Here is a 12,920-nt window from a genome sequence, read left to right on the forward strand (position 1 = left end):
CGCCGCGGTGGTCGCTCGTGGGGCGCCATCGCGCACGGTGAACCACCGTCCGTCGTTCAGTGTCGCGCGGGCCACGGCGCCCATCGTGCCGCACCCGACGCGGCAGAAGCTGCGAAGGCTGGCACGAGTTCCGCGACGGCGCGCGCGACCGGCCCGGTCATCGACAACGAGGCCGCCGCGTGCCCGGGTTCCCGGAGGCGGCCTGCGTGGTAGCACGCAGGCGGCGGCGCCGGCGTGGACGGGCCGGAGTGGGATGGACAGGTCCGACACCCCGACCGGAGGCCTCCCGTGAACCGTTCCGCTTCGCCCACCTCGGTAGCCGACGTGGTCGGCAGTCCGCCCGGAGGATCGCGCGGCGCGCCGCACGCAACGATCGAGGCCGCCGTGCGCGGCCGGGTGGTGATGGTGCGGATGGCCGGCGAGGTGGATGCGGCATGTGTCGCCGAGGCCGTGCCCACGATCGCGATGCTCGACACGCTGGCGGGGTGCCGCCCGGTGCTCGTCGACACGCACGACGTGACGTTCATGGACTCGTCGGGCGTCGCCCTGCTGGAGCGGGTGGTGCGCCTGTGCCGCGCGGCCGGCGTCCCGGTGGCGCTGCTCGACCCGGCCGTCGTCGTCACGGAGGTGCTGGGGCTCCTCGGGCTGGACCGCTGGTTCCCGGTGGTGCGCTCCGCAGGCCGTTCCAGTGCCTGACGCCGGGCAGGAGGACCACGGTGGCGGGGCCACCACGACCGACCCGCGGGTGCACCGCCCTCGCGGCCACGACACCGAGGGGTGGAGATGAACGCACCGCAGCACGTCCTGGTTGGGGTCGACGGCTCGGACGAGAGCCTGCACGCGCTCGACTGGGCTGCCGCCTACGCCCGCCGCGCCGGCGTGGAGCTGCACGTCCTCAGCGCCTACACGCTGCCGGGGTTCACCGGGAGCTACAGCTTCGCCCACGACGTCCCGATGGTCGACGACCTGTACGCGAAGCGGTACGTCGAGGACCTGCTGGCCCGCGCGCACGAGCGGGTGGTCGCGACCGGTGTGCCCGCGACGACCGAGGTGACCATCGCCGACGCGACGACCGCGCTCGCGGAGCGGTCGGCGCGGTCCGGGCTGGTCGTCGTCGGGGCGCGCGGTGCCGGCGGCTTCATGGAGCGGCTGCTCGGCACGGTCTCGGCGAACCTCCCCGTGCGGTCGGCCTGCCCCACGGTCGTCGTGCCGGGGCGGGCGCGGGCCGACGACGACGGCTCCCTCGCGGCTGACTCCCTCGACCGCTTCGGCAAGGTCGTCGTCGGGGTGGACGGCTCGCCGTCGTCGGACGCCGCGCTGCGGGCCGCCGTCGTGCAGGCGCGTGCCTGGGGAGCCGCCGTCGAGCTCGTGCGGGCGGTCTCCCTCGTCGGCTGGAGCGGTTCACCCTGGCTCGACCCGGGATTCCGGGAGTCGGTCCTCGGCGGCGCCCGCGCGGAGCTCGACCGGGACGTCGCGCGCCTCCGGGCGGAGCACCCGGACCTGAGCGTGAGCGCCGACGTCGTCGAGGGGCACGCGTCCGACGTCCTGGCCGACAGCTCGGCGGCCGCGGACCTGCTCGTCGTCGGCTCTCGCGGACGAGGCGGGATCCGCGGCCTCCTGCTGGGCTCGACGAGCCAGGCGGTGCTGCGGCGGTCCCACTGCCCCGTGCTGATCCCGGCGCGCGCGTCCGAGCGGGCCGGTGGCGGACGCACGGACGGCGACTGACCAGGCGGGGAGGACCGCGCCCTGCCTACGATCGGCGGCATGGTGACTCCCCGCACGCGTGTGGGCATCGTCGAGGACGAGGCCCTGATGCGGGGGATGCTCGAGCAGACCCTGTCGGCCGAGGAGTCGTTGCGCGTGGTGCACTCGGTGCCCGGCGTGACCGAGGCGAGGCTGGTCTTCACCCCCGGGTCGTGCGACGTCGCCCTGCTGGACGTGAACCTGCCCGACGGCAACGGGGTGGCGCTCGGGGTGGCGCTGCAGCGGGCCGACCCGCGCCTGGCGGTCATGCTGCTGTCGAGCGAGGACGTGATGGGCCTGTTCACGACCGTGCAGGGCGAGGCGACCCGCCCGTGGAGCTACCTGTCCAAGCGGTCGAGCTTCGCGCGCGACGTCCTGGTGCGCGCGGTCGCGGCGGCGGCGCAGGGGCAGGTGGTGCTCGACCCGTACCTCGTGCAGCGCTCCACGCCGCGCCCCGGGTCGGCCGTCTCCGCGCTGACGCCCGCCCAGTTCGGGGTGCTGCGGCTCGTTGCCGAGGGACTGTCGAACCACGCCACGGCAGACCGGCTCGGGATCAACGAGCGGTCGGTCGAGAGCCATCTGAAGTCGATCTACCAGCGCCTGGGCGTCGACGGCACCGAGCACAACCGGCGCGTCGCCGCGGTGCTCGCGTTCCTCGAGCAGACCGGACGCTCGTGGCGGGCCTGAGCCCGCGGGTCGCCCCGGCACGGGGGCGCGCCGCGGAGACCGTCCTGCTGCGGGACAGGACGCGGATCGCGGTCGCCGTCGCCGGGGCCAACTTCGTGCTGTACGCCCTGATGACCGTGGCCGGGTGGGCCGGCTGGGGCGGGCTGCAGACCGCGATCACGCACGAGCGCAGCGCTCTCGGGGTGACCCTCGACGGCGTCGTCGTGCTCGTGGTGAACCTGGCGTTCGGGGCGGTCGTCATCGCCGGCACGCTCGCCTTCCGCCCGCTGTCGCGCCGGTGGCCTGCCCGGCTCGCCGTCGTCACGGGCGTCTCTGCCGTGGCCTCGGTGCCACGGATGCTCGCGCTCACCGCGATCAGCAGCACGCCGACCGGCGGCGCCTACGTCGCGGCCGTCGGCACGCTCGGGCTCGCCGCGGGCGTCGTCGGGATGTCCGCCGGGCTCCTGTCCGCGTCGCTGGTCGACCAGGCCCGGACGGAGCAGCAGCGCCGCGAGGAGGAGGCGCTCCGCGCAGCCCGTGCCGTGGAAGAGCTGCAGGACGAGGAGATCCGGGTGCGCCGGCTGGTGTTCGACCAGCTGCACGGCACGCTGCAGTTCCACCTCGTGACGGTGACGGCGGGGCTCGACCGCGTCGCCGAGCAGCTGGCGTCGGCCGGCGACGACGACCGTGCCGCCGAGGTGCGCCACTGGGCCGAGACGATCGAGGAGATCCGCGAGGAGGACGTGCGCTCGCTGAGCCACAGCGTCTTCCCGTCGGGCGCCGACCTCGGCCCCCAGGAGGCGATCGAGCTCCTGCTGCGGCGGCTGCCGCCCCAGGTCGACGCGTCGATCGAGCTCGGCGACCGCTACCGGGACCTCGTGGCCCGGGAGGGGCTGCGGATGCCGATGGCGGAGCGTCTCGTGGTGATCTACACGGTCGAGGAGGCGGTGACCAACGCCCTCCGGCACGGGCGGGCGCGGACGGTCACCGTCCGTGCGGACGCCGAGCCCACCGCCGACGCCGACCGCTGGGTGTTCGTCACCGTGGTCGACGACGACGGCACGGGGCCCACGGACCCTGCGCCGGAGCTGCACGGCCTGCGGCGCCACCTCGAGCGCATCGAGTACCGCGGCGGCACCCTCGCCCTCGGCGCCGGTCCCGACGGAGGGGGCCGGCTCGCCTTCCGGCTCCCGTTCACCGCGGACCCCGCGGCCGGGGACGGTGCGTCGTGACCGGCGTCGGGCCCCGGTGCCCCGTGAACCGCTCTGTGAACGCTCGGTAAAGAAAGTCTCTGGTGAGGTTCCGCCGGAGGTTCGCAGAGGTGTAGCGTTGCGGGCGTCGCGACGACGAGGTCGCGAGTCCGGATCGCAGCGCTCGAGACCGAGGCGCGGAGGACGCAGGACGTGGGACGAAGGTGCGGCAGTGACTTTCACCGACGAGGCGCAGGCCGGGGGAATCGCCCTGGTGGAGCGGACCGACGTGAGCGTGGTGGACATGTGGGGCGAGATCGACATCGCCCTGCGCAACGAGGCGAGCGCGGCGCTCGCGAGGGCGTTCGAGCGCGACCTCCCCGTCGTCGTCGACACGTCGCGGGTGACGTTCATCGACTCCGCCGGGGTCGCGTTCCTCGTCCAGCTCTGCCGGATCGGCCGGGACGAGGGCCTGCGGGTGTCGCTGCACCGTCCGCCGGCAGCGGTGCTCGACGTGCTGCGGATGCTCGACCTCGACGTGCCCCCGGACGCGAACATCCTCGACCGGCCCACGACCCCGACGGCGCCGACGCCCGCCGCGCCGCACAGCCTGGCCGGCTGACGGGCGGACACGGGAGCGTCAGTGGTCGCGACCGCTGGCGGCGAGGGCCGCAGCCCCGACGATCCCCGCGCGGTTGCGCAGCGTGGCCGGGATGATCGGCGCGCGCAGGTTCAGCAGGGGCAGGAACTTCTCGTGGTGCTTGCTCACGCCGCCGCCGACGACGATGAGCTCGGGGGCGAGCAGCATCTCGACCGTCTCGAAGTAGCGCTGCAGCCGTTCGGCCCACTGGTGCCACGACAGGTCGTGGCGCTCGCGGGCGGACTCGGCGGCCCGCGACTCGGCGTCGTGCCCGTCGATCTCGAGGTGCCCGAGCTCGGTGTTCGGCACGAGCAGGCCGTCCACCAGCAGCGCGGACCCGATCCCGGTGCCCAGCGTGACCACGAGGACGACGCCCTCGCGCCCCTGGGCGGCGCCGTACCGCTGCTCGCCGACGCCGGCGGCATCGGCGTCGTTGACGGCCGTCACCTGCCGGCCCGTCGCCTCGCTCGCGAGGGCGGGCAGGTCGACGCCCTTCCACGACTTGTGCAGGTTGGCGATGAACCGGACGACGCCGTGGTCCATCGGGGCGGGGAAGGCGACGCCGACCGGCACGTGCGGCGGCAGCTCGAACGAGTCGACGAGCTCGGCGAGCACGCCGGCCACGGCCTCCGGGGTGGACCTCTCGGGGGTGGGGATGCGGCGTCGTTCGTCCGCGAACTCGCCCGTCGCGAGGTCGACCGGAGCCCCCTTGATGCCCGACCCGCCGATGTCGATGCCGAACGCGACCGGCTGCGCTGCCTCCACCATGGGCCCCATCTTGATGCAGGATCGTCCTATGAGCGACACAAGCCCGGTGCAGTACTGGTACAACACCAAGACCGGTGAGGTCGAGGAGAGCCGCGACCGCTCCAGCTGGAGCCACCGGATGGGCCCCTACCCCACGCGGGAGGCCGCCCGCAACGCCCTGGACTCGGCGCAGCGCCGCAACGAGGAGTGGGAGGGCGAGGACGCCGACTGGCGCGGCAAGGACTGACGCCGGAGCCCCGCACGACGGGACCGATGAGTCCGCGTGCCGCCCCCGGTCGACCCGGCATGACGACGACGATCGAGGCGAATGGTGTCGCGCACGGCGTGGAGCACCTCGGGGACGAGGCGGCCCCGCTGGTGCTCTGCGTGGGCGGCCCCACCATGGTGTCCTGGCCCGACGCGCTCTGTGCGGCCCTCGCCCGCGGGGGACGTCACGTGGTGCGGTACGACCTGCGCGACGCCGGGGCGTCCACGACCGTGGACCCCGAGGCGCCGGCCTACACGCTGCGGGACCTCGCGGCCGACGCCGCCGCGCTCGCACGGGAGCTCGACGACCGGCCCGCGCACCTGGCGGGCCTCGGTGTCGGCGGGATGGTCGCCCAGGTCGCCGCGCTCGACCACCCGGAGGCGTTCGCGGCGCTGACCCTGGTCGGCACGCGACCCGTCGCGCCGGGCCCGGTCGACGACGACCTGCCCGACCACGACGCCGTGGCGATGGAGCGGCTGTTCTCGCTGCCGGAGCCCGACTGGTCCGACCGCGACGCGGTGACCGAGCACGCCGCCCTGGGCGCCGAGATCCTCGGGGACGACCCGGCCGCGGCGCGCGCGGTCGCCGGGAGGGTCTGGGACCGGACGCCCGGCACGTCGCCCGCCCTGCACGCGGCCAACCAGGAGGGCATGGTCTTCGCCCGGCTCGACTGCGCCCCCCGCTGGCGTGAACGCCTCGGGGAGATCGCGGTCCCGGCGCTCGTGGTGCACGGCCGGCGCGACCCGTTCTTCCCGGTCGGGAACGGGGAGGCCCTCGCTCGGGAGATCCCGGACGTGCGCCTGCTCGTCCTCGAGGAGGCTTCGACGGCGGTCCCGGACGCCGCCGCCGGCCGGGTCGCGGCGGCGATGCTCGACCTGGCGGACGCCGTCGGCGTCGGCTGACGCCCGCCTAGCGCTCGAAGGAGTGCGCGGCGTCGGGGAACGAGCCCCCGCGGACCTCGGCGGCATAGTCCTGCGCCGCCTGCCGCAACAGGTTGCCGACCTCGGCGAACCGGCGCGCGAACCGCGGCGACCAGTCCGTCATCCCCGCCATGTCGGTCCAGACCAGCACCTGCCCGTCCACGCGCGGCCCCGCGCCGATGCCGATGGTCGGGATGCGCAGGATCTCCGTGGCGCGCGCCGCGACCTCCACCGGCACCATCTCCAGCACGACGGCGACCGCCCCGGCCTCCTGCACGGCGAGCGCGTCCTCGCACAACGCCTCCGCGGCGTCGTCGCCCCGGCCCTGCACGCGCGGCCCGCCGAGGATGTTCTCCGACTGCGGCGTGAAGCCGAGGTGCCCGACCACGGGGATGCCGGCGTCGGTGAGCGCACGGATCTGCGCGGCGGACCGGCGGCCGCCCTCGAGCTTGATCGCGGCGGCGCCCGTCTCCTTCATGACGCGGACGGCGGAGGCGAGGGCCTGCTCCGGCCCGGCCTCGTAGGTGCCGAACGGCAGGTCGACGACGACGAGCGCGTGCTCGGCCGCCCGGGCGACGGCGCGGGCCGGCGGGATCATGTCGTCGAGGGTGACGGGCAGGGTCGTCGCGTGCCCGTGCATGGTGTTGCCGATCGAGTCGCCGACGAGCAGCAGGTCGAGACCCGCGGCGTCGAAGATCCGCGCCGTGACGGCGTCGTACGCCGTGAGCATCGTGAGCTTCTCGCCGCGCTCCTTGGCCTCGGCCAGGTGGTGGACCCGGACGCGCCGCCGGCGCGTGAGGTCGGCGGCGGGCGAGGGGGCTGCGGCGACGTCGGCGGCGGCGTCGGGACCGGGGTTCGACATGGCGGTCAGCCTATGCCTCCGACGCGTGGTACCGGGTATCCGTCCAGGTCGGAGCCCGGCGCGCGCGGGGCAGGCGCCAGGACATACCCCGTTAACACTTCTCGGGCAGGATGGGCTCATGGACAGGCAGCAGGAGTTCGTGCTCCGCACGGTCGAGGAGCGCGACATCCGCTTCATCCGGCTCTGGTTCACCGACGTGCTCGGGGTGCTGAAGTCGGTGGCGGTCGCCCCGGCCGAGCTCGAGCAGGCGTTCACGGAGGGCATCGGCTTCGACGGCAGCTCCATCGAGGGGCTGACGCGGGTCTACGAGGCGGACATGATCGCCAAGCCCGACCCGACGACGTTCCAGGTGCTGCCCTGGCGCGGTGAGCGGCACGGCACGGGCCGCATGTTCTGCGACATCCTCACGCCGGACGGCGAGCCCTCCCTCGCGGACTCGCGCAACGTGCTCAAGCGGCAGCTCGCCAAGGCCAGCGACCGCGGGTTCACCTTCTACACGCACCCCGAGGTCGAGTTCTACCTGTTCAACCAGCTCGCGGCGCCGGAGGACCCGCTGGTCCCGGTCGACAACGGCGGCTACTTCGACCACCTGGCCCGCGGCAGCACGCACGACTTCCGCCGGGCCGCGATCACGATGCTCGAGTCGATGGGCATCTCGGTGGAGTTCTCCCACCACGAGGCCGGGCCGGGCCAGAACGAGATCGACCTGCGGTACGCCGACGCGCTGACCACGGCGGACAACCTCATGACCTTCCGCACGGTGGTCAAGGAGGTGGCGCTGGAGCAGGGCGTCTTCGCGTCGTTCATGCCCAAGCCGATGGCCGATCAGCCGGGCTCGGGGATGCACACGCACCTGTCCCTGTTCGAGGACGACCAGAACGCCTTCCACGAGCCGGGCGCGCAGTTCGAGCTGTCGAAGACGGCCCGGCAGTTCATCGCCGGCCTGCTGGTGCACGCGGCCGAGATCACGGCCGTGACCAACCAGTACGTCAACTCGTACAAGCGGCTCTGGGGCGGCGCCGAGGCTCCCAGCTACATCTGCTGGGGCCACAACAACAGGTCCGCCCTCGTGCGCGTGCCCATGTACAAGCCGGGCAAGGGCAACTCCGCCCGCGTCGAGTACCGGGCCCTCGACTCGGCGGCGAACCCGTACCTCGCGTTCGCGGTGCTGCTCGCCGCCGGACTCAAGGGCATCGAGCACGGCTACGAGCTGCCGGAGGCCACGGGCGACGACGTCTGGGAGCTGACGGACCGCGAGCGTCGCGCGCTCGGCATCGCCCCGCTGCCGCAGTCGCTCGACGAGGCGATCGAGCTCATGGAGCGTTCCGAGCTGGTGGCCGAGACGCTCGGGGAGCACGTCTACGACTTCGTCCTGCGCAACAAGCGGCAGGAGTGGGACGCGTACCGCGCGCAGGTGACGCCCTACGAGCTGCGCCGGTTCCTGCAGAACCTGTGACCGCCCGTCCGCCGACCCTCACGAGCCGGTTGCTGCACGCCGGCTTCGCGGACCTCACCCGGTCGGCGTCGCTCTGGTCCGACGAGGCGCTGCAGGACGCCCTCGCGGCGCCCGGGCGCGCGGACGCGCTCCTGGGGGCGGTGGGGGCCTGCGCCGACCCGGACCTGGCGCTCCTGCAGCTGGTGCGCCTCGCGGAGCACCCCGATGCGCGCGAGCGGCTCGGAGCGCTGCTCGACGAGGGCGCCTCGCCGCGGGCGCGCACCCGGCTGCTGGCGGTGCTCGGGGCGTCGTCCGCCCTGGGGGACGAGGTGGTGCGCCGGCCCGAGCTGCTCGACGTCCTCGCGGTGCCCGACGGCGCGGCGCTCGACGCCGACGACGCCGACGAGCTCGACGACGCCGACGCCGACGACGAGAGGGAGGGGGAGGACGGCGGCGACCCCGGCCCGCGCACCCTGAAGGGCCCGGCCGAGGTGCGCGCCGCGCTGCTGCGCGCCGTCGGCGCCGACCCGGACGCCGCGGTGCCGGTGGCCGCCGACCCGGGCTCCGGGCCGGGCGTCGGCTGGCCGGACGCGGACGCGGCGACCACCACGGACGCGCTGCGCCGGGCGTATCGCGCCCGGCTGCTGGCGCTGGCCGCCGACGACCTCACCGCCAGCGAGCCGCTGACCCGCATGCCCGTCGTCGGGGCGGCCCTCGCCGACCTGGCGTCGGCCGCGCTGGAGGCCGCGCTCGCCGTCGCGCGGGCCGACCTGGACGACCACGGCGCCGGCGTGCGGCTCGCCGTCCTGGGCATGGGCAAGACCGGCGGACGAGAGCTGAACTACGTCTCCGACGTCGACGTCGTGTACGTGTGCGAGCCCGGCGAGCTGCCGGACGGCGGCGTCCTCGACGAGGAGGCCGCGCTCGCGGTCGGCACCCGCCTCGCGACCGGGCTGCAGCGGGTGTGCTCGGCCGCCTCCGCGGAGCCGGCCCTGTGGCCGGTCGACGCCGCGCTGCGGCCCGAGGGCGCGCAGGGGCCCCTGGTGCGCACCCTCGCGAGCCACGTCGCGTACTACGAGCGCTGGGCCGCGACATGGGAGTTCCAGGCCCTGCTCAAGGCGCGCCCCGTGGCCGGCGACGCGGCGCTGGGGCGCGACTACCGCGCGGCGGTCGACCCGTTCATCTGGTCGGCGGTGCACCGCGAGCACTTCGTCGAGGACGCCCGTGCGATGCGCCGCCGGGTCGAGCAGCACGTCCCCGCCGCCGAGGCGGACCGGCAGATCAAGCTGGGCAAGGGCGGCCTGCGCGACGTCGAGTTCACGGTGCAGCTGCTGCAGCTGGTGCACGGTCGCGCCGACCCGCAGATCCGCTCGCCGCACACGCTGTCCGCGCTCGCCGCCCTCGCCGCCGGCGGGTACGTCGGGCGCGAGCACGCCGCGCGGATGGCGGTCTGCTACCGGTTCCTGCGGGCGCTGGAGCACCGGGTGCAGCTGTACCGGCTGCGCCGGACGCACCTGCTGCCCACCGCGGAGGAGGACCTGCGCCGTCTCGCGCGGTCGCTCGGCATGCGCGCGGAGGGCGCCTCAGGCCTCCTCGAGCGCTGGCGCGCGACGCGGCGCGAGGTCCGCGCCCTGCACGAGGAGGTCTTCTACCGGCCGCTGCTGCCCGCCTCGGCGCAGCTCTCGGACGCCGAGCTGTCGCTGTCCCCGGACGTCGCACGCGAGCGGTTCGCCGCCGTCGGGTACCGCGACCCCGACGGCGCGATGCGGCACGTCGTGGCCCTGACGGCGGGCACGTCGCGCCGGGCGGCGCTGCAGCGGCAGCTGCTGCCCGTGCTGCTCGGCTGGTTCGCCGAGGGCGCCGACCCGGACGGCGGGCTGCTGGCGTTCCGCAAGCTGTCCGACGAGCTGGGCGCCACGCCCTGGTACCTGCGCCTGCTGCGCGACTCGGAGAACGCGGCCTACCACCTGAGCCGGCTCCTGGCGTCGTCGACGTACCTCGCCGAGGCCCTGGCGCGCTCGCCCGAGTCGGTGCGCTGGCTGGCCGACACGTCCGGGCTCGACCCCCGTGGCCCGCAGCGGCTGGCCGCGGAGGCGGACGCCATCCTCACGCGGGCCGACGAACCGAGGTCCGCCGCGCAGCGGCTGCGGGCCCTGCGCCGGCGGGAGCTGGCCCGCACCGGCGCGGCCGAGGTCCTCGGGCTGCTGCCCCCCGTGGGCGCCGCGGCCGCGGTCTCGGACGCGGCCGACGTCGTCCTGGCGGGCGGACTGCGCGTGGCCGAGCACGTCGCGCGCACGGAGCTCGGGCTGGGGGAGTCGCGCGAGGCGAACCCCACACGGCTGCTCGTCGTCGCGATGGGGCGGCTCGGCGGCCGTGAGATGGGGTACGGCTCCGACGCCGACGTGATGTTCGTGCACGAGCCCGTGCCGGATGCCGAGCCGCAGCTCGCGCAGGACTTCGCCACCCGCGCCGCGACGCGCCTGCGGGCGCTGCTGTCGGAGGTGGGCCCGGAGCCGACCCTGCCGGTGGACGCGGACCTGCGGCCGGAGGGCCGGCAGGGACCGCTCGTGCGCACGCTCGACTCGTACGCCGAGTACTACGGGCGGTGGTCGAGCGTGTGGGAGGCCCAGGCGCTGCTGCGCGCGCGGCCGGTGGCGGGAGACGTCGGCGGAGAGGACTCGCTGGGCACCCGGTTCGGGGCGCTGGTGGACCCGCTGCGCTACCCGGCCGGCGGGCTGGACGACGCGCACCTGCGCGAGGTGCGCCGGATCAAGGCCCGCGTCGAGGCCGAGCGGCTGCCCCGCGGTGCGGACCCCTCGCGCCACCTCAAGCTCGGCCGGGGCGGCGTCGCCGACGTCGAGTGGACGGCGCAGCTGCTCCAGCTGCAGCACGCGGGCGAGGTGCCGGGCCTGCGCACCACCGGCACGGTCGCGGCTCTCGACGCCGCGACGTCGGCGGGGCTCCTGGACCCCGAGGACGCCGCCCAGCTGCGCGACGCGTGGGTGCTCGCCTCGCGCCTGCGCTCCGCCGTCGTGCTCTGGTCCGGGCGCACCACGGGGGCGCAGACCGACCGGTTGCCGCACGACTCGCGCGACCTGTCCGGCGTCGCCGCCCTGCTCGGCGACGTGGGCACCGGGGGAGAGCTCGAGGAGCTCTACCTGCGCACGGCCCGCCGCGCCCGCGCGGTCGTGGAGCGCGTCTTCTACGGCGAGGAGTGACCTCGGCGCGGCGTCGGGCCGCGGAGCCGGCCTTCCGCTGAGACCCCTCCCGGAGGCGCCCGCGGGTACGGCAGAATCTGGGGCATGCATCAGCCCATGCCGTCGCCCGCGGGCGCGCCGACCGCTCGCCGACGACCCTCGGGAGCGGTCGCGTGAGCGCCGGCCTGCTCGGCCTGCTCGACGACGTCGCGGCGATCGCCAAGCTCGCCGCCGCCTCGCTCGACGACGTCGGGGCCGCCGCCGCGAAGGCGACGGCGAAGGCGGCGGGCGTCGTCGTCGACGACACCGCCGTGACGCCGCAGTACGTGCACGGCGTCGCCGCGAACCGCGAGATCCCCATCGTCAAGAAGATCGCCTGGGGCTCGATCCGGAACAAGGTGTTCTACATCCTCCCGGTGGCCCTGATCCTCAGCCAGTGGGCGCCGTGGCTGCTCACGCCGATCCTCATGGTGGGCGGCACGTACCTGGCCTTCGAGGGCGCCGAGAAGATCTGGGGTCGCCTGCGCGGGCACGAGGGGCACGACAAGCCCGCCGCGACGGTGGGCCCCGAGGCCGAGAAGAGCCTCGTCGCCGGCGCCGTGCGCACCGACCTCATCCTGTCCGCGGAGATCATGGTCATCGCCCTCAACGAGGTGGCGCACGAGCCGTTCTTCTCGCGGCTGGTCATCCTGCTGGTCGTCGCGCTCGCCATCACCGTGATCGTCTACGGCGTCGTCGGCCTCATCGTGCGGATGGACGACATGGGCCTGGCCCTCGCGGGCCGTGACTCCCGGACCAGCCAGCGCGTGGGGCGCGCCCTCGTGACCGGGATGCCCAAGGTGCTCGCCGTGATCTCCGTCGTGGGCACCGTCGCGATGCTGTGGGTGGGCGGTCACATCCTGCTGACCGGCACCGACGAGCTCGGCTGGCACGCGCCCTACGCGTTCGTGCACCACCTCGAGGAGGCCGTCGCGCACGCCGTGCCCGGCATCGGCGGGTTCCTCGGCTGGCTGGTCAACACGTTCTTCTCCGCCCTGGTCGGCGTAGTCGTCGGAGCCGTCGTCGTCGCCGTCATGCACGTGCTGCCGTTCGGGAAGAAGCACGGTGAGGAGCACTCGGCCGACCACCCGGCCGACCACCCGGCCGACCACCCGGCCGATCACGCCACCGAGCACGAGGGCGACGTCGAGGCGACGTCCACCGACGGGCCCACCGACGAGCCCACCGACGGTCCGCGGGCCTGAGGCGGCGG

The 12,920-nt window shown here is 75.0% G+C and carries 12 protein-coding genes; 10 read left to right on the forward strand and 2 right to left on the reverse strand.

Annotated features, from left to right (window positions below):
- Positions 1-324: 324 nt before the first annotated feature.
- The 5 genes from ACFQ80_RS10950 to ACFQ80_RS10970 all read left to right on the forward strand — a co-directional run bounded on the left by ACFQ80_RS10950 (position 325) and on the right by ACFQ80_RS10970 (position 4,221).
- Positions 325-696, forward strand: a complete 372-nt coding sequence (locus ACFQ80_RS10950) for an STAS domain-containing protein (RefSeq protein ID WP_430563684.1) — start codon at positions 325-327, stop codon at positions 694-696.
- An 87-nt stretch (positions 697-783) separates the two neighbouring features.
- Positions 784-1,725, forward strand: a complete 942-nt coding sequence (locus ACFQ80_RS10955; RefSeq protein WP_430563685.1) for a universal stress protein — start codon at positions 784-786, stop codon at positions 1,723-1,725.
- Positions 1,726-1,764: 39 nt separating this feature from the next.
- A complete protein-coding gene (locus ACFQ80_RS10960; protein ID WP_430545157.1) occupies positions 1,765-2,430 on the forward strand; it encodes a response regulator in 666 nt (221 codons plus the stop codon).
- Positions 2,418-3,641 (forward strand): hypothetical protein, encoded by a 1,224-nt coding sequence (locus ACFQ80_RS10965; RefSeq protein WP_430563686.1) that lies wholly within the window; start codon positions 2,418-2,420, stop codon positions 3,639-3,641. The genes ACFQ80_RS10960 and ACFQ80_RS10965 overlap by 13 nt, the downstream gene beginning before the upstream one ends.
- 190 nt (positions 3,642-3,831) lie before the next feature.
- Positions 3,832-4,221: an STAS domain-containing protein gene (locus tag ACFQ80_RS10970; RefSeq protein ID WP_430549982.1), complete on the forward strand. Its 390-nt coding sequence runs from the start codon at positions 3,832-3,834 to the stop codon at positions 4,219-4,221.
- Positions 4,222-4,239: 18 nt separating this feature from the next.
- Here ACFQ80_RS10970 and ppgK read toward each other — a convergent pair whose 3' ends face one another.
- Positions 4,240-5,007, reverse strand: coding sequence for a polyphosphate--glucose phosphotransferase (ppgK, locus tag ACFQ80_RS10975; RefSeq protein WP_430549981.1), 768 nt, complete (start codon positions 5,005-5,007; stop codon positions 4,240-4,242).
- Between the two features lie 28 nt (positions 5,008-5,035).
- Between ppgK and ACFQ80_RS10980 the strand changes: the two genes are divergently transcribed.
- Both ACFQ80_RS10980 and ACFQ80_RS10985 read left to right on the forward strand, forming a co-directional pair.
- Positions 5,036-5,233, forward strand: coding sequence for an SPOR domain-containing protein (locus ACFQ80_RS10980; protein ID WP_430549980.1), 198 nt, complete (start codon positions 5,036-5,038; stop codon positions 5,231-5,233).
- 59 nt (positions 5,234-5,292) lie between these two features.
- Positions 5,293-6,156 (forward strand): alpha/beta fold hydrolase, encoded by an 864-nt coding sequence (locus ACFQ80_RS10985; protein ID WP_430563687.1) that lies wholly within the window; start codon positions 5,293-5,295, stop codon positions 6,154-6,156.
- Positions 6,157-6,163: 7 nt separating this feature from the next.
- Here ACFQ80_RS10985 and panB read toward each other — a convergent pair whose 3' ends face one another.
- Complete coding sequence (gene panB, locus ACFQ80_RS10990; protein ID WP_430563688.1) at positions 6,164-7,036, reverse strand: 3-methyl-2-oxobutanoate hydroxymethyltransferase; 873 nt, start codon at positions 7,034-7,036, stop codon at positions 6,164-6,166.
- Positions 7,037-7,154: 118 nt separating this feature from the next.
- Between panB and glnA the strand changes: the two genes are divergently transcribed.
- The 3 genes from glnA to ACFQ80_RS11005 all read left to right on the forward strand — a co-directional run bounded on the left by glnA (position 7,155) and on the right by ACFQ80_RS11005 (position 12,912).
- Entirely contained in the window at positions 7,155-8,492 is a 1,338-nt protein-coding gene (glnA, locus tag ACFQ80_RS10995; RefSeq protein ID WP_429764241.1) for a type I glutamate--ammonia ligase, read from the forward strand.
- Complete coding sequence (locus ACFQ80_RS11000; protein WP_430563689.1) at positions 8,489-11,689, forward strand: bifunctional [glutamine synthetase] adenylyltransferase/[glutamine synthetase]-adenylyl-L-tyrosine phosphorylase; 3,201 nt, start codon at positions 8,489-8,491, stop codon at positions 11,687-11,689. Before glnA ends, ACFQ80_RS11000 begins: the two co-directional genes overlap by 4 nt.
- 152 nt (positions 11,690-11,841) lie before the next feature.
- Entirely contained in the window at positions 11,842-12,912 is a 1,071-nt protein-coding gene (locus tag ACFQ80_RS11005; protein ID WP_430563690.1) for a DUF808 domain-containing protein, read from the forward strand.
- The last annotated feature ends 8 nt before the right edge of the window (positions 12,913-12,920 follow it).

The sequence above is a fragment of the Isoptericola sp. NPDC056578 genome, assembly GCF_042793275.1.
In the GTDB taxonomy this organism is placed as follows: domain Bacteria; phylum Actinomycetota; class Actinomycetes; order Actinomycetales; family Cellulomonadaceae; genus Isoptericola.